Below are 22956 nucleotides of genomic sequence, written 5' to 3' on the forward strand. Positions count from 1 at the left end.
GATCAGCGCGTCGTTTCGGTCAGGCGGCGCTTCACGTAATCCTGCACCATGCCGATCATCGGCTCCATGTGCGGGTCCTCGAAGAAGTGGCCGGCACCCTCGATCTCTTCGTGGGTGATGGTGATGCCCTTCTGCTCGTGCAGCTTGCCGACAAGAGTGTGCGTGTCCTTCGGCGGGGCCACGCGGTCGGCGGTGCCGTTCACGACGAGACCAGAGGAGGGGCAGGGCGCCAAGAATGAGAAGTCGTACATGTTGGCCGGGGGCGAGACGCTGATGAAGCCCGTGATCTCGGGCCGGCGCATCAGAAGCTGCATCCCGATCCACGCGCCGAACGAGAAGCCCGCGACCCAGCAATGCTTGGCGTTGGGGTTCAGCGTCTGGAGGTAGTCGAGAGCCGAGGCCGCGTCGGACAGCTCGCCGACGCCCTGGTCGTATTCGCCCTGGCTGCGCCCGACGCCCCGGAAGTTGAAGCGCAGCACTGTGAAGCCAAGCTGGTGAAAGGCGTAATGCAGGTTATAGACGACGCGGTTGTTCATCGTGCCGCCGAACTGGGGGTGCGGGTGCAGGATGATGGCAATCGGCGCGTCGGTCTTGCGCTGCGGGTGATAACGGCCTTCTAGGCGACCTTCGGGTCCGGGGAAAATCACCTCGGGCATGTGCGGCGCTCCGTGTCTGAGACGGGACTAGGGAACCCGGCGTGATCGTGTTGACGCGACCGCCGGAAAACCTTAGAACCTTTCTAAATCCGAGCGGGTCAGTGGCCCGCGATCGGAGAACGCAGGTAGCCGCAGGCTGCGCTATCGTCAATGGCTCGGGGGAGATCGCGGTGAAGCTCAGCACCAAGGGACGCTACGCAATGGTGGCGCTTACGGACCTCGCACTCGCCCCCGGGGACAAGCTGATCTCGCTGGGCGAGCTCTCCAAGCGGCAGAACGTGTCGCTGGCCTATCTGGAGCAGCTCTTCGTCAAGCTGCGGCGCGCGGGCCTTGTGGAATCGGTGCGGGGGCCGGGCGGGGGATACCGTCTGGCCAGGTCGCCGTCGGATATCCGCATCTCGGACATCCTCGAAGCGGTGGACGAGACCGTCTCGGCCATGGAGTCGGGGGCCGGCGCAAAGGGCGGGATGTCCGGCACGCGCGCGCAATCGCTGAACAATCGCCTGTGGGAATCCCTGTCCGCCCATGTCTATGTGTTCCTCCACCAGACGCGCCTGTCGGACGTGACGGGCAACGCTCTGGCCCCGTGCCCCGCAGTCCCTGCGCTGTTCGAGGTGGTGGACGAAACCTGAACCGGCCCGATCGCGGGCCTGCCAGAGGCAAGATGCAGCAGAGGCGCACATATCTCGACTGGAACGCCACGGCGCCGCTGCGGCCCGAGGCGCGCGAGGCGATGGTCGCTGCGATGGATCTGGCGGGCAACCCGTCCTCGATCCATGCCGAGGGGCGTGCGGCGCGGGCCGCAGTAGAGCGCGCGCGCACACAGATCGCCGAGGCGCTTGGCGCGCAGAACGCGGACATCGTCTTCGTTTCGGGCGCGACCGAAGCCGCGGCGATGGCCTGCGCGGATCGCGGGCTGCTCTGCGCGCCGGTCGAGCACGAGGCCGTGCTGGCGTGGTGCGATCCGTCGCTGCCGGTGGATGCGCAGGGGCGCGTGACGGTGGCCGAGCCGGGACGCGCGGCGGTGCAGGCCGCGAATTCCGAGACGGGCGTGGTGCAGGACCTGCCGGACGGGTTGGCGGTCGTTGACGCGACGCAGGCCTTCGGCAAGATCCCCTTCGCCTTCGAATGGTCGGGGGCGGACATGGCCTTCGTCTCGGCGCACAAGATCGGCGGCCCGAAGGGGATCGGTGCGCTGATCCTCAGGCGCGGCCTCGACATCGCCGCCCGCGCCCGTGGCGGCGGGCAGGAGATGGGACGCCGTGCGGGCACCGAGAATGTGGCCGCAATCGCAGGCTTCGGCGCGGCGGCCGAGGCGGCGGCGGCGGACCTGGCAGGTGGGGTCTGGAAAGACGTCGCGGCGCGGCGGGACTATTTGGAGTACGCGTTGATGCGCGAGGCCTCGGGTCTTATCTGCGTAGGCAAGGACGCGTCCCGGCTGCCGAACACGAGTCTGCTTGTCACGCCCGGCTGGAAGGGCGAGACGCAGGTCATGCAGATGGACCTCGCAGGGTTCGCCGTCAGCGCAGGCTCTGCCTGCTCGAGCGGCAAGCTCAGGGGGTCGGGGACATTGGCGGCGATGGGGATGGACCCCGACGCTGCGGGCTCGGCGATCCGTGTGTCGCTCGGGCCGACGACAACCGATGAGGACGTGAGCCGGTTCGCGGAAGCGTGGCTGCGTCAGTGGAACAAGCACCGGGCGCGTGCCGCCTGAAAGGAGACCGACATGGACGATCAGACCGTCATGGATCAAGATGTGAAAGAGGGCGTCGACCAGGAGACCGTCGATGCCGTCAAGCAGCTGTCGGGCGCCTACAAGCACGGCTGGAATACCGAGATCGAGATGGACTTCGCGCCCAAGGGCCTGACGGAGGACATCGTGCGCTTGATCTCCGAGCGCAACTCCGAGCCCGAATGGATGCTCGAGTTCCGCCTGGACGCCTTCCGTCGCTGGCAGAAGATGGATGAGCCGGATTGGTCGATGCTGCGTTACGCGCCGGTAGACTACCAGGAGCAGTATTACTACGCCAAGCCCTCCTCGATGAAGGAGAAGCCGAAAAGCCTCGACGAGGTTGATCCGAAGCTTCTGGAGACCTACAAGAAGCTCGGCATCCCTCTGAAAGAGCAGATGATTCTGGCAGGTGTCGAGGGTGCGGAAGGTGCGCCGGCGGATGCGAAGGGCGAGCGCAAGGTCGCCGTGGACGCGGTGTTCGACAGCGTGTCCGTGGGCACGACCTTCAAGAAGGAGCTCGCGCAGGCCGGGGTCATCTTCTGCTCGATCTCGGAGGCGGTGCAGGAGCACCCCGAGCTGGTGAAGAAGTACCTCGCCAGCGTCGTGCCGGTGCAGGACAACTACTTTGCGACGCTCAACGCGGCCGTCTTTTCGGACGGGTCGTTCGTCTATGTCCCGAAGGGCACGCGCTGCCCGATGGAACTGTCGACCTATTTCCGCATCAACGCCGAGAACACCGGCCAGTTCGAGCGGACGCTGATCATCGCGGACGAGGGCGCCTATGTCAGCTACCTCGAAGGCTGCACTGCGCCGATGCGCGAGACCAACCAGCTGCACGCGGCCGTGGTCGAGATCGTGGCGCTCGACGATGCCGAGGTGAAGTATTCGACCGTCCAGAACTGGTATCCCGGCGACGAGAACGGCAAGGGCGGCATCTACAACTTCGTCACCAAGCGCGCCGATTGCCGGGGCGACCGGTCGAAGGTGAGCTGGACGCAGGTCGAGACCGGCTCGGCGCTGACATGGAAGTACCCTTCCTGCATCCTGCGCGGCGACGACAGCCAGGGCGAGTTCTACTCGATCGCCATCACCAACAACTGGCAGCAGGCCGATACCGGCACCAAGATGATCCACCTCGGGAAAAACACCCGCAGCCGGATCGTCTCGAAGGGGATCAGCGCGGGGCATGCGCAGAACACCTATCGCGGCCTCGTCTCGATGCACCCCAAGGCCAAGAACTCGCGCAACTACACCCAGTGCGACAGCCTTCTGATCGGCGACAAGTGCGGCGCGCACACGGTTCCCTATATCGAGGTCAAGAATAACAGCAGCCGGGTGGAACACGAGGCGACCACCTCCAAGGTGGACGATGACCAGATGTTCTACTGCCAGCAGCGCGGCATGGACGAGGAAGAGGCGGTCGCCCTCATCGTCAACGGCTTCTGCAAGGAGGTCCTGCAGGCCCTTCCGATGGAATTCGCGATGGAAGCGCAGCAGCTTGTCGCCATCAGCCTCGAAGGCTCGGTGGGCTGAGTTGGGGGAACTCGACCCCATTCGGGCACCTGGCAAGTCGCGCTTCTACGTCACGCTGACGGTGGCCGTGGCGGTCGTGCTGGGGCTCATCATGTTCCTGGCGTGGTGGCTGCAAAGCCCCATGCCGCGCGTTCTGATCGTCCTGGCCGTGTCGGCCGCCATCGGATGGGTCGCAGGGCGCCTCATGTTCAAACGGAGACGGAAATGAGCTTCTGGTCGCAATCGCAGATGATCGTCACCACCACGCCCTCGATCGAGGGCAAGAAGATCACCCGCTACCACGGCATCGTCGTGGGCGAGGCGATTCTTGGCGCCAACGTCTTTCGTGACCTCTTTGCCGGGATCACGGACATCCTGGGCGGACGGTCGGGAAGCTACGAGAAATCGCTGAATGAAGCGCGCGAGACCGCTCTGAAAGAGATGGAAGACCGCGCGCGCGACGCCGGGGCCAATGCGGTCGTGGGCGTCGATCTGGATTACGAGGTCGTCGGCAAGGACAATGGGATGCTCATGGTTTCGGCCAGTGGCACCGCTGTCACGGTCGAATGATCCGAACACGAGACGAAGGAAGAAACAATGCTAGAGATCAAGAACCTGCACGCCTCTCTTGAAGAAGAAGGTAAAGAGATCCTCAAAGGCGTGAACCTGACGGTCGAGGCCGGCAAGGTCCATGCGATCATGGGACCGAACGGCTCGGGCAAGTCGACGCTGTCCTACGTCCTTGCCGGGCGCGAAGGCTACGAAGTCACCGAAGGCTCTGCCACGCTTCTGGGCGAAGACGTGCTGGACATGGACGTGGAAGAGCGTGCCGCCGCCGGCATGTTCCTTGCCTTCCAATATCCCGTTGAAATTCCGGGTGTTGGCAACATGACCTTCATGCGGACGGCCGTGAACGCGCAGCGCAAGGCGCGGGGCGAGGAAGAGATGTCCTCGGCGGAGTTCCTGAAGGTCATCCGCGAGAAGGCCAAGGAGATGCAGATCGATGCCGAGATGCTGAAGCGTCCCGTCAACGTGGGCTTCTCGGGCGGCGAGAAGAAGCGCAACGAGATCCTGCAGATGGCCATGCTCGAGCCCAAGCTCTGCATCATGGACGAGACGGACTCTGGCCTCGACGTGGATGCGATGAAGCTGGTGGCGCAAGGCGTGAATGCCCTGCGCAGCCCCGACCGCGGCTTCCTGGTGATCACCCACTACCAGCGCCTTCTGGACCACATCCAGCCCGATGTCGTGCACATCATGTCCGACGGCCGCATCGTGAAGACCGGCGGCCCCGAGCTCGCCCTCGAGGTCGAGAAGAACGGGTACACCGACATCCTGAAGGAGAACGCATGATGGCTTTGCCGCAGGCGAAACAGGACGCGACCGAAGCGCGCCTCGCCGCGCTCACGCTGCCCGTTCAGGATGGCTGGACACGTGCGGCACGGGCCGATGCGCTGGCGCGGCTGACCAAGTCCGGACTGCCGGGGCCGCGTGACGAATACTGGCGCTGGACCCGTCCGGCCGAGCTGAACGCAGTGGACGTCCCGGGCGCTGCGCCCATGGACGAAAGCGACGAAGCGCCGATCTTCGACGGGATCGACGCGCTGAGCCTCGTGTTCCGCGACGGTGTGTTCGACGCCGAGGCGTCGGACGATCTTACGCTGGAGGGCGTCGAAATCTCGCGCCTCTCCGAGGTGCAAGGCGCCGACATCCACTGGGCGCGCGAGGTCTACGGCGCGCTGGAGCTGCGCGGACAGGACCCGGTGGTCCGGCCGTTCGCCGCGCTGAACACCGCCTTCGCGAGTGACGGCGTGCTGATCCGGGCAACGGGCAAGGCGGCCAAGCCGATCTGCATCCGCTACGTCCACGAAAAGTCCGACAGCGACCCGATCCTGCACCATGTCGTGAAGGTCGAAGAGGGCGCCGAGGTCACGCTGCTGGAAGCCGGCGCGCCGGGCGCGCGGTTCAATACGGTGCTGGAGGCCGACATCGCGGATCGCGGGACGTTCCACCACGTGCGTGCCCAAGGCCGCAACCGCGACCGTCGCGCGAACACCCACACCTTCGCCCGTCTTGGCGAGGAGTCCGTGTGCAAGTCGTTCACGCTGTCGCTGAACGGGGCGCTGACCCGGAACGAGCACATCATCGAGTTCACCGGTGACGACGCCGCTGCCCATGTGGCGGGTGCCGCGATCGGGGACGGCAAGGTGGCCAAGTTCCACCACGACGATACGGTGTTCGTCACCCACGACGCGGTGAACTGCGAAAGCCGGCAGGTCTTCAAGAAGGTCCTGAAGAACGGTGCGCTCGGCGTGTTCCAGGGCAAGATCCTCGTGAAGGCCGGCGCGCAGAAGACCGACGGCTACCAGATCAGCCAGTCGCTGCTGCTGGACGGCGACAGCCAGTTCCTCGCCAAGCCCGAGCTGGAGATCTACGCCGACGACGTGGCCTGCTCGCACGGCTCCACCACCGGGTCCATCGACGAGGAGATGCTGTTCTACCTCAAGGCCCGTGGCGTGCCGCATGCGCGTGCGATGGACCTGCTCGTGCTCGCCTTCCTCGCCGAAACGCTGGCCGAGATCGAAGAGGACGCCATCGCCGAGAGCCTGCGCACGCGGCTGGAAAACTGGCTCGAGCGGCACGCGGACTGACGTGGCGATTGCCAGCGATATCGTGGCGTCCTACCGGCGGCCGGGCAAGATCGTCCGCCGCCGGCTCGGTTCGCATGAACGGGCCGAGGCGCGTGCGCTCGTGACGGTGTTCCTTGCCTGCTTCCTGATCTTCGTGGCGCAATGGCCGCGCCTGAGCCGCGAGGCGCATCTGACGGGGCAGGAGCTTCAGCCGATGCTGGCCGGTGCGCTGCTTGCCTGGATCTTCATCGTCCCGCTGGCCCTGTACGGACTGGCGGGGCTCACCCATTTCGCAGCGCGTCTCATGGGCGGGCAGGGCAGCTATACCGAGGCGCGGATGGCGCTGTTCTGGGCGCTTCTGGCGGCCTCGCCGCTCTGGCTGTTCTGGGGCCTCGTCGCCGGCTTCGTCGGACCCGGCCCGGCGCTGGATGCCGTCGGAATCGTCGCGCTGCTCGCGTTCCTCGGGATCTGGGGCGCCTCGCTCTACGCGGTGGAGCGGGGATGAGACCGTCCCTCAACCCCGGCACCCTCGTGCGCCTGGCGACCGAGACGCTCCGCGCGCCTCGCCCGACCTTCGCGGCCCTGCGCAGTCTCGACCTCCCGCGGCAGGCCCTGTGGGAGGCCTTGCTGCTGGTGGTCGTCATCTCGGTGATCCTCGCCGAGACAGGCAATCTCGTGCTCGTGGCCTTCTCAGGCGAGGGACCGGATGCGCCGCAATTCCTCAGCCCCTTCGCCTTCGGGGCCATCCAATTGTTCATCCTCGCCCTGTCCGTGCTGCTGATCGACAGGATCGGGCGAGCCATGGGCGGTCACGGCCGCATCGAAGACGCCATCCTTGCGGTCACCTGGCTGCAATTCGTCATGATCTGCCTTCAGATCGTCCAGACCCTGTTCCTGTTCACACTGCCGGGTATCGCCGGGCTGATCCTGATCGGCGGACTGATCCTGTTCCTGTACCTTCTGACCGCCTTCGTGGCCGAGCTTCACGGCTTCGAGAGCCAGGCCCGCGTCTTTGCGATGATCTTCTTCGTGATGATGGGTGTGGCTCTCGGTCTCTCTTTCATCCTCACCCTGCTTGGGGTCACGGTCCCCCGGTAAGGAGGCATCCATGTACGACGTCCAGAAAATCCGCGGAGATTTTCCGATCCTCGGCCGCGAAGTGAACGGCAAGCCGCTGGTCTATCTCGACAATGGCGCTTCGGCGCAGAAGCCGCAGGTCGTGCTGGACACGATCCGGCGCGCCTATGGCGAGGAGTATTCGAACGTCCATCGCGGGCTGCACACGTTGTCCAATCTGTCGACCGAAGCCTACGAAGCCGTTCGCGGCAAGATCGCGCGCTTCCTGGGCGCCGCGTCCGAGAACTCGATCGTGATGAACACGGGCACGACCGAGGGGATCAACCTGATCGCCTACGGATGGGCGATGCCACGGATGGAAGCCGGCGACGAGATCATCCTGTCGGTCATGGAGCATCACGCCAACATCGTGCCCTGGCACTTCCTGCGCGAACGGCAGGGGGTAAAGCTGGTCTGGGTCGAGCCTGATGCAGACGGTTCGCTGCCGGCCGAGAAGGTGCTCGAAGCGGTGACAGAGCGCACGAAGCTGATCGCCGTCACGCAGATGTCGAACGTGCTGGGCACGGTCGTCGATGTGGCCGCGATCTGCCGAGGGGCGCGTGACCAGGGCGTGCCGGTTCTGGTGGATGGATCGCAGGGGGCGGTGCACCTGAACGTCGATGTCGAGGCGATCGGCTGCGACTTCTACGCGATCACCGGGCACAAGCTTTACGGTCCGTCGGGATCCGGCGCGATCTACATCCGTCCCGAGCGCATGGCCGAGATGCGCCCCTTCATGGGGGGCGGCGACATGATCCGCGAGGTGCACCGGGACGAGATCACATGGAACGACCCGCCGATGAAGTTCGAGGCCGGCACCCCCGGCATCGTCGCCCAGATCGGGCTCGGCGCTGCGCTGGATTACATGGAGAACCTCGGGATGGAGGCCATCGCCGCGCACGAGGCCGACCTCCGCGACTATGCGCGCGAGCGATTGGCCGGGCTGAACTGGCTGAACGTACAGGGCGACGCGCCGGGGAAGGGGGCGATCTTCTCCTTCACGCTCGAAGGGTCCGCACATGCGCATGACATCTCGACCGTGCTCGACAAGAAGGGCGTCGCCGTGCGCGCGGGGCATCACTGCGCCGGGCCGTTGATGGACCATCTGGGCCTGAGCGCGACCTGCCGCGCGTCCTTCGGCCTCTACAACACCCGTGCCGAGGTCGACGTCTTCATCGACGCCCTCGAGCTTTGCCACGAGCTTTTCGCCTGACCGGGACGCATGTGGCAAGGCCAGGCATCCGCGCGGTTTTGCGGTTGTGAAGCGGTGCGGATGCGGCTAAACGAGGCGGCGCACGGACCCATAGCTCAGCTGGATAGAGCGCTGCCCTCCGAAGGCAGAGGCCAGAGGTTCGAATCCTCTTGGGTCCGCCAACATGCCAAGATGATCGAACGGCAGACGCCGACCCCGTGAAGGCAGCGATTTGGGGTGCCCTTGCGGCGGCCGGATCAAGGCCCCATGCTAGGCGGCGACGCTGGGTGAAAGGGCTTTCCCACATTTGACTCGTGGCGTCTTGGCGAAACCGGGACGCGAGAGGATTGCGAGTGACGGATTTTCAGGCACGGACATCGCAAGAGCAGTTGAGGCTGCAGCGTTCGGCGCTCGCCGATTTCGGCCTCTTCGCATTTCAGTGCGACGACATCGACAAGCTGCTGACCCGGGCTTCCGAGCTCGTTTCCGAAGCGATGGACGTGCCGCTCGTGAAGGTTCTCGAGCATTTGCCCGAGCAGGGCGAGATGCTGTTGCGCAGCGGGGTCAACTGGGAACCCGGGGTCGTGGGCCACGAAAGGTTCGGCGATCACGAGAAATCGCCCGGAGGTTATGCGCTCAGGGCCGACCAGCCCGTCGTGTCGCCGGATCTCGATACGGAAGACCGCTTCGAGATTCCGGACGTCCTGCGCCGCCACGGCGTCCAGAGCATGGTGAACGTGATCATCGCCGGCGAGCGGGCCGCCTTCGGTGTCCTGGAGGTCGACGCGCGCGAGCAGCGGAATTTCGGCGAGGATGACGTTGCGTTCCTGCGCAACTACGCCAACCTGATCGCCGCCGCGATCGAGCGGCTCCGGGTGCACGACGAGCTGAAGCGCTCGGCCCGCGAACAAGGCGTTCTTGCGCGAGAGCTCGGACACCGGGTCAAGAACCTCCTCGGTCTCATCCAGGCACTCGCATCGCAGACATCGACGAAGGACCGAACGGCCGAGGCGTTCCGCGAGGCCTTCATGCGCCGCTTGCAGGCGCTATCGACCGCCGAAAGCCTCGTGTTCGACAGCGGCGAAGAGCGGGCGGATCTGGTGGCGCTCGCGGAAGAGGTGCTCGCGCCTTATAGGCAGGACGACGTCGAGAAGATCACGATCGAGGGTGCGTCACTCGGCCTGCCGGCGAGGCGGGCGCGCATGTTCGGGCTCGCGCTGCACGAACTGGCGACGAACGCGGCCAAGCACGGGGCGCTCAGTGTCGCCGCCGGTCGGGTGCATCTCGATTGGCAGGTGGATGACGCGGGTGGTAGCGTCACGATGACATGGCAGGAATCCGACGGACCCGAGATCAGCCCGCCGGAACGGAAGGGCTTCGGAACCCGGCTGCTCAAAGATGTCGTTGCACATGAACTCAACGGGTCGGCTGAGCTTGTCTACGAACCCGGCGGCCTGAGGTATCATCTGACGTTCCAGCGGCACGAGACGTAGCAGCGCGGCCGCACCTGGCCTCGCCGGCGAGGCTTGTCGGGGCGCGCCAGCTGCCTGCGCGGTCGTCTGGCGGCGGACGGTCGCCCTTGACCCCGCGCCTCGGCGAAGAGCAACCTGCCGCGACTTCTTCGCCATAGCCACAACTGCGAAAAGCTGGAACACACATGGCGACCGCGACCCATTCCGGAACCGGAACCCACCTGGCGGTGCTGGCAATCCTCGGACTGGCGCATCTGCTGAACGACCTGATGCAGTCGTTGATCCCGGCCGTCTATCCGATCCTGAAGGACGCATACGCGCTGGATTTCGCGCAGATCGGGATGATCACCCTGACCTTCCAGATCGCGGGGGCGATGCTCCAGCCGGTGGTGGGTTTGGTGACCGACCGGCACCCGGCCCCGTATTCGCCGGTGGTCGGGATGATGTTCACGCTCTCGGGGCTGGTCAGCCTGGCCTTTGCGCATAGCTATCCGGTCATTCTGGTCTCGGTCACGCTGATCGGCATCGGCTCTTCGATCTTTCACCCCGAAGCGACACGAACGGCACGCTATGCGGCCGGAAGCCGGCAGGGACTGGCCCAGGGCATCTTCCAGGTGGGCGGACAGGCGGGTGGAGCGCTCGGGCCGGCGCTGGCGGCGCTGCTCATCGTGCCCTGGGGACAGCCGAGCCTTGCCTGGTTCGCCGTCGCCGCGCTCATGGCGATGATGCTTCTCACGTGGATCGGCAGCAAGCAGAGCCAGATCGGCGCCGAATTCGCGGCGCTCCGCGCCCGGAGCCAGACCGGCACCCAGACGGTGCAGCATTCGCAGGCGACCATCGTCATCGGGCTTCTCGTGCTGACCTTCCTGATGTTCACGAAGAACACCTACAACGAGAGTTTCCGGTCCTTCTACACCTTCTATCTGATCGAGCGGTTCGACCTGTCCATCCCTGCGTCGCAGATGATGCTCTTCTTGTTCCTGCTGGCCGCAGCGATCGGCGTGTTGATCGGCGGGATCGTCGGCGATCGCATCGGCCGCTACCGGATCATCTGGATCTCGATCCTGGGGCCGCTGCCGCTGACCCTGATCCTGCCCTATGTCGACCTGTTCTGGACCGGCGTCCTGACGATCATGATCAACGTCATCATGGCCAGCGCCTTCGCCTCGATCCTCATCTACGCGATGGACCTTCTGCCCAACCGGATCGGGTTGATCGGGGGTTTGTTCTACGGGCTGAATTTCGGCCTCGCCGGCATCTCGGCGGCGTTCCTGGGGCTGCTGGCCGACAGCTACGGGGTCGAGACCGTCTACAGGATATGCGCCTTCCTGCCGTTGGGAGGGCTGATGGCCTGGTTCCTTCCAAGAATTGACGACGTAAGGTAGAGCTGTAGCAGTGCAGCGTCGAACATCTCGAACTCGTCCAGTCCCGGCGGCTCGCGACGATGTTCTCTGAGGCCGTCTGGTGGCGGTGCACCGGCGCATTATCACCGACAACCTCCTTCTGAACGGACACGAGGTGGTGCACCTGATGGAAAATCGCCGCGACGATCCCGGGATCGGGTTGAGGGTAACGCGCCGCTCTGGGCCGCAGCGTTTCGACCAATGGTGCGACGGATCCACGATCAGCGAGCCCGATGCACTGGTCCGGTACGACGAGTCCAATGCGATCGACGAAGGGGGAACCACGCGGCCTGGAAAAAGATCGGCGCCAGGACACCGACGTCACGGCGAACTACCTGATGTTGATGGCGCCTGAGCCCCAGACACTCGGACCGGGCGGCGGGCAAGAGGCGCTGCCGTTCGAGATACGACCGTTCCAACTCGACGTAAACGGGCACGTCCCATAGCTCGACGAGATCCTTCAGCACACCGACATGGTCGAAATGGCCACGCGTTAGGACAGTGACCGACGGGCAGGCATCCTTGCCGAACCGCTCTTCGGCAGCCCTGACGATCTTGCCCATGGTGCCGAACACGCTGGCGTCGATGAGCACCCAGTCCGTGCCATGCCGCCCGTAGTGGGCGATCTTGACGATGCCGAGGCGTCAATATGCGAGGTCGGGCGCGACCTCGTGGACGCGTTCGTCGGACACGCCATTCCCTCCGACTTGTGCAAATGCATCCGCCTGAAGGCAGTCGCTCAACGCCCGTTTCATGCCGGCGTTCCGGTCATGACGGGCCGGCCCCCGCGGCACCTAGCTTCAGGACAGGTGCGCGGCCTCGGTCTCGACCTCGTATTGAATGGGTTTGAAGCTTCCCCCATTGGACGCATAGGCCGAGCACGCCGTCAGCCCGATGATCAGGTCCATCTCGGCCCGGAGCCGGATGTAGTCTCCGGGTCGGCTGGTCGGCGGGTCCACCTGCAGATTCCCGTCGGCCGCAACGGGGACGTTCATGAAAAGGTTGAATGCGCACGGGATCATGTCCGGCTCCACCCCATATGGCTCCAGCGCCTCGGCCAGGTTTCCGAAGCAGCCGCGATGGACGGGCTGGTCAGGGTAGAAATGGCGAAAGGTCGCCTCGCTGCACGGCGTCAGCAGGAAATCATGTCGTCCGGCAGTGTCCTCGACGATCGACAGCATCGGCTGCGACCGGTTCGACCATAAGCGGTTGCCGGTCGTGAGCGCGATCGTCTCTTCGTAGTCGAAGGTCCGCCCGTTCGAGATCACCTCGCGCACATCCGCGGCGCTGTATGCCAGCAGGTCCGACACCTGCGTACCCTTCGGGTCGATGACCCGCAGGGTCTGACCTTCGTGCAACCTGAATGCGACCCCGCTACGCGGCTCGATTTGCGTGACGGTCATGCGGTCCTCGGATCATGGAACGGGCAGCGCCAGTTCTTGCCGACGACCCGGCCGCTATACTGCCGCGCCTCGCTTTCTTCGCCGTAGCGCGCGAGCATGGGGTTGACGCTTCCGGCGATGGCGACGTCGCGGTTGAGGATCGTTTCGCGCATGCGCTCGTAGCGACCTTCCTCGCGCAGGCGTTCGAACTGATCGTGCAAGTTGAAGATCAGGGTCGGGCGCGGCATGCGCCGGGCCGGCCGTGACGCGTTGGGATGTAACCCGATCACGAAGAAGGCCGCCCCGCCGAAGCTGAGCGAGAAATGGGGGTCTTCGGGATCCGGGCTGACGCTGCGGTCGTAGGGTTGGTCGCGGCGCTCGTCTATGTTGGCCAGCGCTTGCAGGCGCTCCCACATGGCGACCTCGAACTCTTTCTCGTCGAGCTCTCGCGGTCCTTCGAAGATGACAGCGAGGCTGCGCAGACCTTCGGGATCTTCGCGATGGGCCGCGACCCATTCGAGCAGTTCCGAGTGGATCCTCGTGTCTTCCTTTGCGCCCTCAAGGGACCGGCAGACCACGGTCTTCAGCATTCCACGTGCCATTGCGGACTTCGCGCCCACGCAGGGGAAGGTCTTGTCGGCGATCGTTGCCAGAAAATCCTCGCGCGCATCCAGCGCAGTGTCCTTGTCGACGAGCATACGGCTACACCTGTTACAGTTCGAAACTGCAGCCAGAACGGAATCCCGTAAGGAAGGTTCCTGCTGGACCGGGACGTCGGCCGGTTCGAACCGAGCAGACAAGCACTGCAACCATTCGCTGCCGGTCTCGTTTCCCCGGTGCTGCATCGGCGCCGCCACGGCGGGAGCAACGGTGCCTCGATAGCGCAACCTGGTGTCAAAGGAGACGCTTCAATGACCACTCTTTCAGGAGCTTCCGTCGTCATCACCGGCGCGTCCAGCGGCATCGGCCGCGCGGCGGCGCTCGCCTTCGCCGATCTGGGAGCGCGCGTCGTTCTTGCCGCCCGCCGGGCAGATGTGCTCGAAGAGGTGGCGCGGGATTGTGAGCGTCGCGGTGGACAGGCCGTGGCCGTCGAGACCGACGTCACCGACCCCGAGGCCGTGGAGGCCTTGGCGCAAGCGGCGATGGAGGCCTTCGGCGGCATCGACATCTGGGTGAACAATGCCGGCGTCGGGGCGATCGGTGCCTATCAGGACGTTCCTCTCGCCATGCACCGCCAGGTGGTCGAGGTGAACCTTATGGGAGCGATGCATGGCGCGCACGCGGTGCTCCCGATCTTCCTGCGCCAGCGTCGTGGTACGATCATCAACACCGTCTCGATCGGCGCATGGGCGCCGACGCCCTTTGCCGCGGCCTACACCGCAAGCAAGTTCGGGCTGCGCGGCTTCGCGGCCAGCCTTCGGCAGGAGCTGGAGGACTTCCAGGACATCCATGTCTGCGGGGTCTTTCCTGCTGTCGTCGATACGCCCGGCCTTACCCATGGCGCGAACCTCTCGGGCCGTCGCATCAATCCGGGCGCCTACCTTTATGCACCCGAGACCGTGGCGGACGCGATCGTGGGGGTGGCCCTGCAGCCGCGTGACGAGGTGCCGGTCGGTTGGCCGTCCCGCGCGGCGCAGCGCAGCTATGGTCTGGCGCCGAAGGTCACCGAACATCTCATCGGTCGGGTGGTGCGGGGCGCGCTGAGCAGGGCAGATGTCGGGCCGATGATAGAGGGCGCCGTGATGCGCACGGTGCCGGACGGAACGCTCCCGAGCGGTGGGTGGCGCCAGCAGAAGGGCGTCCCCGATGCACACCGCATCAACAAGATCGCGTTGACGGCCGCCGGAGCGGCCGTCTGTCTGGGCGCGTTGGCCTGGGCGTCGTCGCGGCGCCCGCGCTAGCCCCACCTGTAGGGGCTCAGAGGCCGTGGCAGTTGGCGTAGTAGGTCACGGTCGCCGGCCAGTCCGAGAAGACGCCCGCAACGCCCACATCCTGCGCCAGGACGTCGAGGACGTTGAAGTAGTCGGCGTCGGAGTCGATGGCCTCCTCGACCGACTGGAAGTACCAGCCGCCGCCATTCGCAAGCGGGCCGGACCGCTCGAGCGTCCAGGTGATGATATTCAGCCCCGCCTCGTTCGCGGCTTCGGCATATGCCGAGGGTACCATCTCGCCCGCGTCGTCGAGAGTCACCAGCATCCACAGCGGCGGCGCGATGTAGTTCACGCCCATGTCGGCAAGCTCCTGCATCGAAGGCTCGAACGTTGCGGGATCGTTCGGGTCGATGAGTCCGCCGTCTCCTTCGGGCACTGCGTCGCGGTCGTCGAGATAGACGGCCTGCGCGCCGAATTCGGGCTCGTTCTCGATCCAGTAGAGCACGTCCTGCAGGTCGAAGGATTGTGCCCAGACGTCCGAGGCCGGAACGCCTGCATCCTTGTACTCGTCGATCAGCTTCTGGGCGTAGTCCTCCTGGCTGAAGCCGTCGAAGGGCATCTCGACCGAGGGGGCCTTGAGTTCGGGCGTGAACTTCGCGCCGAGCGAGCGGAACAGCTCGATCGACTCGGCGTGGGTCATCAACTCTGCGCCGTCGGTATAGAGTTCAGTGCGCCAGGGCGCGGTGCCGCCAAGGTATTCCTCGGGGGTCGAAGCCGTGGGATCGGCCGCGTCCATCTTGGGCGTGAGCGTGCGGAACTCGGCCAGCGTGATGTCCGAGGTCCGGCACTCGGCCGTGGCACCGCCTTCGGGCGTGGCGGCGGTGAAGGGCTGCGTGCAGTTCTCGGCAAGATCGGTGACGAGGATGTCCGTCGTCGTGTGCAGGTCGTTCTGCGCGTGGCGGCAGACCAGTTCCTTGTCGGCCGTGAAGGTCACGTCGCATTCGAGGATGCCTGCACCCTGTCGCGCGGCGGCCATGTTCGATTGCACCGTATGTTCAGGGAACATGAGCGGCGCGCCTCGGTGACCGACAGAGAAGTCGGTCCGTGCGGGCGTCTGAGCCATGCAGGAGGTCAGCTTCTCCTTGAGGGGGCCGTCCTCCATCTTGTCGATGAGGTAGTAGGGCCGCTGCCCGTAGCTCATTGCGGCGTCAGGTTGCGGGCTCTGTTCCTGGGCGAAGGCCAGCGCCGGAGCGAGGGCGGCGGTGATAAGTACGAGTCGCTTCATCGTAATCCTCCCGTTGCCGCCCACTGCCGGTTGCGCGCGGCTCCTCGGGCGGTGTCCGACGTTCTCACAGTTCCGCGAGCGTCGCAAATCCAACTGTGAAAGGCCTAGCCCGGGGTGGAGATCATCGTGCCTGCGTCCCGTAGCACGGCTGCAAGCTCGTCGTCGGGGGGCGCGTCGGTGAACAGGTGGCAAACCTCGGCGGGCGTGGCGACGGTCAGCAGGTGCGTACGGCCGAACTTGCGCGAGTCGATGAGGAAATTGACGCTGTGGGCCTGCGCCCGCATCGTCCGCTTTATCGCCGCGAAGCCATCGACGACTTCCGTCGCGCCGATCCCGCTGAGCCCCGCGGCGCCCAGGTAGCAGGCGTCGACGTTGAAGCGGGCCAGGAACTCGCAGGTTTCGGCGCCGACGACGGCTGCCTCGCCGTTGCGATATTCCCCTGGCGCCAAGACCACCCTAGTGCCCGAGACGCTGCCGAGGATCGTCGCGACCTGGAGGCTGTTCGTCACGACCGTCGCGCTCCACCCCGTGGTGGCGAGGGCGCGGGCGAACTCGACGGTGGTCGACCCTGCGTCGATCATCAGGGAGGCGCCGGCATCCACCTGCGCGGCTGCATGCGCCGCGAGCCGCCGACGTTCCTCGACCCGTTCCCGGCTGCGTTCCGTCAGGCCCTGATAGGCGCCCGGCGCGCGGGCCGACGCGCCCCCGAAGGATCGGTCGAGAAGACCGGCGCTCCCCAACTCGTCGATGTCGCGCCGGATGGTCTCGGTCGTGACACCCAGACGCTCGGCCAGATCGGTGACCCGAACGTGCGGCGCGAGGCGCAGTTCGAGCAGGATCTGCTCGCGTCTCTCTCCCTTCTTCAGGCGGCGCTTCAAGCTGGCTTCGGTCATCTGAGGTTCGACTTCATCCGGATTTATTTGGCATTTACGTGGGGTTTTGTAACACGAATGTTGCAAATCCCAAGCTTTAGTGCTGACTTGAGCGTAGGAGGAGCCGTGGTCAACGCGGCTGAACAGGGAGAAATACCATGCGAACCGAATTGATCTCGGGGACCGCCATAGCGGCGGCCCTCGTCTTTGCGAGCAGCGCCGCCTGGGCGCAGGATGACTGCGAGAACCGCGGCGCGCTCGACCCGATGTATTGCGATGCCGACGGCAACCTGGTTGCCGACGCGCCCGAGGATGAAAGCGCGCTGCGCGATCCCGGCACCCTCGTTTTCGCCTACACGCCCGTCGAAGACCCCGCGATCTACGAGGATATCTGGACGCCCTTCATCGACCACCTCGAAGAGGTGACGGGCAAGGACGTGCAGTTCTTCGCCGTGCAGTCGAACTCGGCCCAGGTCGAGGCGATGCGCTCGGGCCGCCTGCACATCGCGGGCTTCTCGACCGGGCCGACGCCCTTCGCGGTGAACCTCGCCGGTGCCGTGCCCTTCGCGCTGATGGGCAGCGATGACGGCCGCTTCGGCTACACGCTGCAGGTATACACGCAGGCGGACAGCGACATCCAGGAGATGTCGGACCTTGCCGGCAAGCGGGTCGCGCACACCTCGCCGACGTCGAACTCGGGCAACCAGGCGCCCCGCGCGCTGTTCCCGGACCTTGGCGTGGTGCCGGACGAGGATTACGAAGTGACCTATTCGGGCAGCCACGACCAGTCGATGCTGGGCGTCGTTGCCGGCGACTACGATGCGGCACCCGTCGCGTCCGAAGTGGTCGACCGCATGGCCGAGCGCGGTCTCTACGATGCCGAGGACGTCCGCATCGTGTGGGAAAGCGAGCCGTTCCCGACGACCTCCTACACCTATGCGCACGACTTGGCGCCCGAGTTGAAGGACAAGATCGAGGAAGCGTTCTTCAGCTTCGACTTCGAAGGCACGGCGCTGGGCGAGGAATTCGCCGGGGTCACGAAGTTCATCCCCATCACCTACGAGGACCAGTGGGCGGTGATCCGGCAGATCCAGCAGGCGAATGGCGTCGAGTACACGCCGCAGGGTCTCGCGGCCGAGTGACATCACACGGGGCCGGCGTTCGCGCCGGTCCCTCATCGAAGGCGATCCCATGCTGAAAATTACCGACCTCGTGAAGCGCTACGGCGGCGGCGACCCGGTCCTGAAGAACCTCGACCTGACGATCGAGGGCGAGAGCGTCGTGTCGATCATCGGCTCGTCCGGAGCCGGCAAGTCGACGCTGCTGCGCTGCATCAACCGGCTGGTCGAGCCGACCTCGGGCTCTGTCGAGTTGAACGGGGTCGAGCTGACGCGCCTGCGCGGCCGCTCCTTGCGCGCGGCGCGCCGCAAGATCGGGATGGTGTTCCAGGGCTTCAACCTCGTCGACCGGCTGACCGTGATGGAGAACGTCCAGTCCGGCCGGCTCGGCTACATCTCGACCTGGGCCGCCGTCACGCGCCGCTATCCGAAAGAGGATATCCGCCGCGCCTATGAACTGATGGAGCGGGTGGGCATCGCGCATTACGCCAACACGCGCGCCGACCAGCTTTCTGGCGGTGAACGCCAGCGTGTCGGCGTGGTCCGGGCGCTGATGCAAGGGCCCGACATCCTGCTGGCGGACGAGCCGACGGCCTCCCTCGACCCCAAGACCTCGGAACAGATCATGGGCCTGCTGCGCGATCTGGCCGGGGAGCTGAAGCTGCCCGTCCTGATCAACATCCACAACGTTGCCGAGGCCAAGGAATACACCGATCGCATCGTGGGGATGCGCTACGGGCGGATCATCTTCGACGACAAGCCCGCCGCGCTCGACCAGACGGCGATGGACGAGATCTATTCCGGCAGCCCCCATGCCGACCGCTCCGAACCGATGCGGGAAGCGTCATGAGCGAAACGCGCGACACGTGGCACAGGCCGCCCTTCATCGCCAATCCGATCCTGCGCTGGGCGGTCTACTTGGGCGCAATTGTCTATTTCGGCTGGGTCGCGTTCACCTTGCCGATCGACTGGAACCGCGTGGTCGAGGGGATCGAGAGGGCCGGGCGCATCTTCGGCGGTGCCTTCCCCCCCAGCTTCGCGCGCAGCGGGCTTCTGATCGACGGGTTCCTCGAAAGTCTCAAGATCGCGGTCCTCGCCACCGCGGGGGGCGTCGTCCTGTCGATCCCGATCGCCTTCATGGCCGCGCGCAACATCGCGCCGCTGCCGATCTTCTACCTCGGGCGGTCGCTCATCATCGTGGCGCGCAGTTTCCATCCGGTCATCGTGGCGATCATCTTCGTGAAGGCGGTAGGTTTCGGGCCTTTCGCCGGGGTGTTGACGCTGATCGTCTATTCCATCGGCTTCGTCGCCAAGATGCTGGCCGAGCGCATCGAAGAGATCGACTTCGGACAGGTCGAGGCGATGCGCGCCGCCGGTGCGCCCTATTTCTCGACCCTGATCTACGCGATTTTCCCTCAGATCATGCCGCGCCAGATCGGCCTGACGATCTACCAACTGGACTCGAATCTGCGAGCCTCGGCTGTCGTCGGCATCGTCGGGGCAGGGGGCATCGGCGCGACTCTGGCGAACGCCTTCGGCCGCTACGACTATGATTTCGCGCTGGCCATCACCATCGTCATCGTCGCCGTCATCCTTCTGTCCGAAGGCGTCTCGGGCATGATCAGAAAGCGCATCCAATGAGCTCGATCTCGGAACAGTTCGGCCGGGATGAATGGTCGCGCCATACGCCGAAGCAGAAGTTCCGCCGTTGGGGAACCATGGCCGCCTGTGCCGCCGTCATCGCCTGGGCGCTCGGTTCGATCGAGGTCGTCTGGCCATGGGTCTGGGGCGCACCGGCGCAGATGGGCGACCTGTTCGGGCGGATGTATCCGCCTGACGCGACGAACCTTGGCGTTATCCTCAAAGTCCTGTGGGACACGGTGAACATCGCCACCTTCGCCACCGCCTTCGCCGTGATCCTGTCGCTGCCGGTCGCGTATCTTGCGGCGCAGAACACGACGCCCAACCGGGCAACCCTGTGGATCGGACGGCTGATCCTGGTGACTTCGCGCTCGGTCAACACGATCATCTGGGCGCTTCTGTTCGTCGCGATCTTCGGCCCAGGTGTCGTCGCGGGCATCGTGGCGATCATGTTCCGGTCGGTCGGCTTCATCGGCAAGCTTCTGGGCGAGGCCATCGAAGAGATCGACAAGCGCCCGGTCGAGGCGCTGGAGGCCACGGGCGCTTCGCGCTTCAAGGTCATCGTCTATGCCATAGTGCCCCAGGTCATGCCGACATTCTGGGCCGTGTCGATCCTTAGGTGGGACATCAACCTGCGCGAGTCGACCGTGCTCGGCCTCGTCGGGGCAGGGGGCATCGGCATCATCCTTCAAGGTGCGATCGACACGTTCAACTGGCCCGAGGCGGCGACGGTCCTCCTGGCGATCCTCGCGCTGGTCATCCTGGGCGAGATCATCTCGGCCTTCCTGCGACGCCGCATCCTGTGACGGCGCAGGCGACGATCACGCCAGCCGATGCACTCGCCGCCTACCAACGGGTGCGCCATCGCTTGCCCGGGGCTGGGGGCGGCTCGTCCTGGGTGAAGGCTGAGTTTTCCGAGGTGGCGGACGGGTTCGACCTGATCCTGTTCGACGCCTACGGCGTGCTGAACGTGGGCGAAACGGCCATTCCCGGAGCAGCGGCGCGCGTAGCGGCGCTGCGCGCGTCCGGCAAGCTGGTGGCCGTCGTGTCCAACTCCGCCGGCTATTCCAAGGATCACATGATGTCCCGGTGGCGCCGGCTCGGGTTCGATTTTGCCCCCGACGAGGTCATCACCAGCCGCGACGCCCTGATTTGGCAGCTGGCATCGGAACCACCGCGCGCATGGGCGGTGATGCTGAACCCCGAGATCGATGCGGGTGAGATCGCCTCCTTCGATCCCATCTACCTGCAGGACGATCCTGCCGACTACGACCGCGCCGACGGCTTTCTGCTGATCGGCGCGGATGGATGGACCGATGCGCGTCAATCGCTGCTCGAGACCGCCCTGCGGCGCCACCCGCGCCCCGTCCTCGTCGGAAACCCGGACCTCGTTGCTCCGCGCGAAGGCGGACTCACACGTGAGCCCGGTTGGTTTGCGCACCGCCTTTCCGATGCAACGGGGGTCACGCCCCGCTTCCTGGGCAAACCGTTTCCCGAGATCTTCGACCTCGCTGTCCGGCGCCGCGCGCCCGAAATCGACCCCAGGCGCGTGCTGATGGTGGGCGACACCCTGCACACCGACATCCTGGGCGGCGCGCAGGCCGGCTTCGCCACGGCGCTGGTGACAGGGCATGGAGCGTTGATGGGGCTGGACGTCACGACGTCCATCGCCGCCGCCGCCATTGCCCCTGATTTCGTGGTCGACCACATCTGAGGACCGCCCCTATTGCAGGCTCCGTCGGGCGAGGGCGCTGATCAGGTCGGTCCGCGTGACGATGCCGACAATGCGCCCCCGGGTCAGAACGGGAACCGCGTCGACGTCGCCATCCGCCATCAGGGGAAGCAGCACCGACAGGGGAGTCTGCGGGGTGGCGCGGGGGCCGGCAACACTCATGATGTCCGTCGCGCGGACGGGCCGGTCCCTCTCGCGGTCGAGCAGCCGTCGCATCGCCGCGCCGAAGCCGCGGTTCAGGCGCAGCGCGTCCTCGCGGGCGCGATCGATCAGATGCATCTGGAAGATGACGCCGAAGAAACGGTCATCGTCCCCGACGACGGGTAAGGCGGTGAACCGGTGCCGCCTGAAAAGATCGGCGATTTGGGTCAGGGGCGTGTCGGCTGTGACGGTGACAAGACTGTGCGACATGACGTCGGCCGCTGTCGTGGGGCCCGTACGATGCGTCGCGGCCTGCATCTCGGCCGCTCCGATCAGACGGGACAGATCCTCGACGCCAAGATTGAAGGATTGGCGATAGCGCTCGAGGATGTCGGTCAGCTCGGCCTCGGATAGCCCCAGCCGTTCCATCGGTTCGCGATCCCCCGTGCCATGCCGGCTGGGGTCGTCGAACTGCCGGAACGGGTAGTGCCGCCCGGTCAGGCGCCCATAGGCCATAGCGACCAGAACCAGAACCAGCGTGCCGACGCCGATCGGAACGATCGCGAAGAGAAAGCCGAGTTCCTGCACGGTATCCGGGCTCATGGCTGCGGTCATGGCGACGGCGCCGGCCGGCGGATGCAGGGCGCGGCACAGGATGGTCACGGCGATCGCAAGACCGACGGCCAGCGCGATGCGCAGCGTCGGTTCCGCCACCACCATGCTGACGGCAACCCCGACGAGGCCGGCGAGGATGTTGCCGACGATCGCGGACCACGGCTGCGCGAGAGGGCTGTTCGGAACCGCGAACAACAGGACCGACGTCGCACCGAACGGCGCAACGAGATAGAGACCGAGAGCGAGGTCCACCGACGGCGCCAGGATGAACAGGCCGGCGAGCCCAAGGCCGACGAAGGCCCCGAGCCCCGCGCGAAGGGCTTCCAGCGGCGAACTTCGCGCAACCGCCGGACCGAATGAGCTGAGATTTTGCAGGACGAGTGCTTTCAGATTTCGTGTGGGCAACGAGTTTCAGGAGGTATGCCGGGTGGCAACGTCGGTTTCACCCGTCCGAGAGCACTTTTCCAAGGGTACGGCTTTCCTGCACTATCCGCCTAGGAGGGCCCTTCCGCTGGAAGCGTCGCCTCCGAATATATCTCTTCCTCAAACCGGAGACATATTTCGGCTCTACGGCAGGCCTTCGAGA

25 protein-coding genes and 1 tRNA gene are annotated in these 22956 nt (G+C 65.5%); 19 read left to right on the top strand and 7 right to left on the bottom strand.

What is annotated here, in order from left to right; all coding sequences use genetic code 11:
* Nucleotides 1–2: 2 nt before the first annotated feature.
* Nucleotides 3–656 (bottom strand): alpha/beta hydrolase, encoded by a 654-nt coding sequence (locus PAM7066_RS00200; protein ID WP_085852117.1) that lies wholly within the window; start codon nucleotides 654–656, stop codon nucleotides 3–5.
* A 170-nt stretch (nucleotides 657–826) separates the two neighbouring features.
* Here PAM7066_RS00200 and iscR point away from each other — a divergent pair, with 170 nt between their 5' ends.
* From iscR to PAM7066_RS00265, 13 genes are all read left to right on the top strand, one after another.
* A complete protein-coding gene (gene iscR / locus PAM7066_RS00205; protein ID WP_085852118.1) occupies nucleotides 827–1288 on the top strand; it encodes a Fe-S cluster assembly transcriptional regulator IscR in 462 nt (153 codons plus the stop codon).
* A gap of 32 nt (nucleotides 1289–1320) precedes the next feature.
* The gene (locus PAM7066_RS00210) at nucleotides 1321–2370 is read left to right on the top strand and encodes a cysteine desulfurase family protein (protein ID WP_085852119.1); all 1050 of its coding nucleotides are present in this window, start codon (nucleotides 1321–1323) and stop codon (nucleotides 2368–2370) included.
* Nucleotides 2371–2382: 12 nt separating this feature from the next.
* Nucleotides 2383–3921 carry a Fe-S cluster assembly protein SufB gene (gene sufB, locus PAM7066_RS00215; protein WP_085852120.1) on the top strand — a complete coding sequence of 513 codons (1539 nt, stop codon included), beginning with the start codon at nucleotides 2383–2385 and terminating at the stop codon, nucleotides 3919–3921.
* 1 nt (nucleotide 3922) lies between these two features.
* Complete coding sequence (locus tag PAM7066_RS00220) at nucleotides 3923–4129, top strand: hypothetical protein (protein WP_085852121.1); 207 nt, start codon at nucleotides 3923–3925, stop codon at nucleotides 4127–4129.
* Nucleotides 4130–4149: 20 nt separating this feature from the next.
* Nucleotides 4150–4470: a heavy metal-binding domain-containing protein gene (locus PAM7066_RS00225; RefSeq protein ID WP_085852753.1), complete on the top strand. Its 321-nt coding sequence runs from the start codon at nucleotides 4150–4152 to the stop codon at nucleotides 4468–4470.
* 27 nt (nucleotides 4471–4497) lie between these two features.
* The gene (sufC, locus tag PAM7066_RS00230; RefSeq protein WP_085852122.1) at nucleotides 4498–5253 is read left to right on the top strand and encodes a Fe-S cluster assembly ATPase SufC; all 756 of its coding nucleotides are present in this window, start codon (nucleotides 4498–4500) and stop codon (nucleotides 5251–5253) included.
* The gene (locus PAM7066_RS00235; RefSeq protein WP_085852754.1) at nucleotides 5253–6551 is read left to right on the top strand and encodes a SufB/SufD family protein; all 1299 of its coding nucleotides are present in this window, start codon (nucleotides 5253–5255) and stop codon (nucleotides 6549–6551) included. The genes sufC and PAM7066_RS00235 overlap by 1 nt, the downstream gene beginning before the upstream one ends.
* 1 nt (nucleotide 6552) lies before the next feature.
* Nucleotides 6553–7035: a YIP1 family protein gene (locus PAM7066_RS00240; RefSeq protein ID WP_085852123.1), complete on the top strand. Its 483-nt coding sequence runs from the start codon at nucleotides 6553–6555 to the stop codon at nucleotides 7033–7035.
* Complete coding sequence (locus tag PAM7066_RS00245; RefSeq protein ID WP_085852124.1) at nucleotides 7032–7628, top strand: YIP1 family protein; 597 nt, start codon at nucleotides 7032–7034, stop codon at nucleotides 7626–7628. Before PAM7066_RS00240 ends, PAM7066_RS00245 begins: the two co-directional genes overlap by 4 nt.
* A gap of 10 nt (nucleotides 7629–7638) precedes the next feature.
* Nucleotides 7639–8859, top strand: coding sequence for a cysteine desulfurase (locus PAM7066_RS00250; RefSeq protein ID WP_085852125.1), 1221 nt, complete (start codon nucleotides 7639–7641; stop codon nucleotides 8857–8859).
* 84 nt (nucleotides 8860–8943) lie between these two features.
* A tRNA-Arg gene (locus PAM7066_RS00255) sits at nucleotides 8944–9020 on the top strand.
* A 207-nt stretch (nucleotides 9021–9227) separates the two neighbouring features.
* The gene (locus tag PAM7066_RS00260; RefSeq protein ID WP_175484525.1) at nucleotides 9228–10331 is read left to right on the top strand and encodes a sensor histidine kinase; all 1104 of its coding nucleotides are present in this window, start codon (nucleotides 9228–9230) and stop codon (nucleotides 10329–10331) included.
* Nucleotides 10332–10495: 164 nt separating this feature from the next.
* On the top strand, nucleotides 10496–11695 hold the full coding sequence (locus PAM7066_RS00265) for an MFS transporter (protein WP_085852127.1): 1200 nt from the start codon (nucleotides 10496–10498) through the stop codon (nucleotides 11693–11695).
* A gap of 239 nt (nucleotides 11696–11934) precedes the next feature.
* Here PAM7066_RS00265 and PAM7066_RS00270 read toward each other — a convergent pair whose 3' ends face one another.
* From PAM7066_RS00270 to gntA, 3 genes are all read right to left on the bottom strand, one after another.
* Nucleotides 11935–12348 carry an MBL fold metallo-hydrolase gene (locus PAM7066_RS00270; protein ID WP_085852128.1) on the bottom strand — a complete coding sequence of 138 codons (414 nt, stop codon included), beginning with the start codon at nucleotides 12346–12348 and terminating at the stop codon, nucleotides 11935–11937.
* A gap of 165 nt (nucleotides 12349–12513) precedes the next feature.
* The gene (locus PAM7066_RS00275; protein ID WP_085852129.1) at nucleotides 12514–13116 is read right to left on the bottom strand and encodes a DUF1989 domain-containing protein; all 603 of its coding nucleotides are present in this window, start codon (nucleotides 13114–13116) and stop codon (nucleotides 12514–12516) included.
* A complete protein-coding gene (gene gntA, locus PAM7066_RS00280; protein ID WP_217639901.1) occupies nucleotides 13113–13952 on the bottom strand; it encodes a guanitoxin biosynthesis heme-dependent pre-guanitoxin N-hydroxylase GntA in 840 nt (279 codons plus the stop codon). The genes PAM7066_RS00275 and gntA overlap by 4 nt, the downstream gene beginning before the upstream one ends.
* 54 nt (nucleotides 13953–14006) lie before the next feature.
* Between gntA and PAM7066_RS00285 the strand changes: the two genes are divergently transcribed.
* On the top strand, nucleotides 14007–14996 hold the full coding sequence (locus tag PAM7066_RS00285; RefSeq protein WP_085852131.1) for an SDR family oxidoreductase: 990 nt from the start codon (nucleotides 14007–14009) through the stop codon (nucleotides 14994–14996).
* 16 nt (nucleotides 14997–15012) lie between these two features.
* Here PAM7066_RS00285 and PAM7066_RS00290 read toward each other — a convergent pair whose 3' ends face one another.
* Nucleotides 15013–16251 (bottom strand): glycerophosphodiester phosphodiesterase family protein, encoded by a 1239-nt coding sequence (locus tag PAM7066_RS00290; RefSeq protein ID WP_085852132.1) that lies wholly within the window; start codon nucleotides 16249–16251, stop codon nucleotides 15013–15015.
* Nucleotides 16252–16355: 104 nt separating this feature from the next.
* Entirely contained in the window at nucleotides 16356–17144 is a 789-nt protein-coding gene (locus PAM7066_RS00295) for a DeoR/GlpR family DNA-binding transcription regulator (RefSeq protein WP_085852133.1), read from the bottom strand.
* Between the two features lie 137 nt (nucleotides 17145–17281).
* Between PAM7066_RS00295 and phnD the strand changes: the two genes are divergently transcribed.
* From phnD to PAM7066_RS00320, 5 genes are read left to right on the top strand one after another with little or no spacing between them, the layout of a single operon-like run.
* Nucleotides 17282–18265 (top strand): phosphate/phosphite/phosphonate ABC transporter substrate-binding protein, encoded by a 984-nt coding sequence (phnD, locus tag PAM7066_RS00300; RefSeq protein ID WP_175484526.1) that lies wholly within the window; start codon nucleotides 17282–17284, stop codon nucleotides 18263–18265.
* Nucleotides 18266–18314: 49 nt separating this feature from the next.
* The gene (phnC, locus tag PAM7066_RS00305; protein WP_085852134.1) at nucleotides 18315–19091 is read left to right on the top strand and encodes a phosphonate ABC transporter ATP-binding protein; all 777 of its coding nucleotides are present in this window, start codon (nucleotides 18315–18317) and stop codon (nucleotides 19089–19091) included.
* Nucleotides 19088–19882, top strand: a complete 795-nt coding sequence (gene phnE / locus PAM7066_RS00310; RefSeq protein ID WP_085852135.1) for a phosphonate ABC transporter, permease protein PhnE — start codon at nucleotides 19088–19090, stop codon at nucleotides 19880–19882. The genes phnC and phnE (PAM7066_RS00310) overlap by 4 nt, the downstream gene beginning before the upstream one ends.
* On the top strand, nucleotides 19879–20688 hold the full coding sequence (gene phnE / locus PAM7066_RS00315) for a phosphonate ABC transporter, permease protein PhnE (RefSeq protein WP_085852136.1): 810 nt from the start codon (nucleotides 19879–19881) through the stop codon (nucleotides 20686–20688). Before phnE (PAM7066_RS00310) ends, phnE (PAM7066_RS00315) begins: the two co-directional genes overlap by 4 nt.
* On the top strand, nucleotides 20685–21596 hold the full coding sequence (locus PAM7066_RS00320) for an HAD-IIA family hydrolase (protein ID WP_217639902.1): 912 nt from the start codon (nucleotides 20685–20687) through the stop codon (nucleotides 21594–21596). The genes phnE (PAM7066_RS00315) and PAM7066_RS00320 overlap by 4 nt, the downstream gene beginning before the upstream one ends.
* Before the next feature lie 9 nt (nucleotides 21597–21605).
* Here the strand turns inward: PAM7066_RS00320 and PAM7066_RS00325 are convergent, their stop codons facing one another.
* Nucleotides 21606–22775, bottom strand: a complete 1170-nt coding sequence (locus tag PAM7066_RS00325; protein WP_370738072.1) for an HPP family protein — start codon at nucleotides 22773–22775, stop codon at nucleotides 21606–21608.
* Nucleotides 22776–22956: the final 181 nt, after the last annotated feature.

The sequence above is a fragment of the Palleronia marisminoris genome, assembly GCF_900172315.1.
In the GTDB taxonomy this organism is placed as follows: Bacteria; Pseudomonadota; Alphaproteobacteria; order Rhodobacterales; family Rhodobacteraceae; genus Palleronia; species Palleronia marisminoris.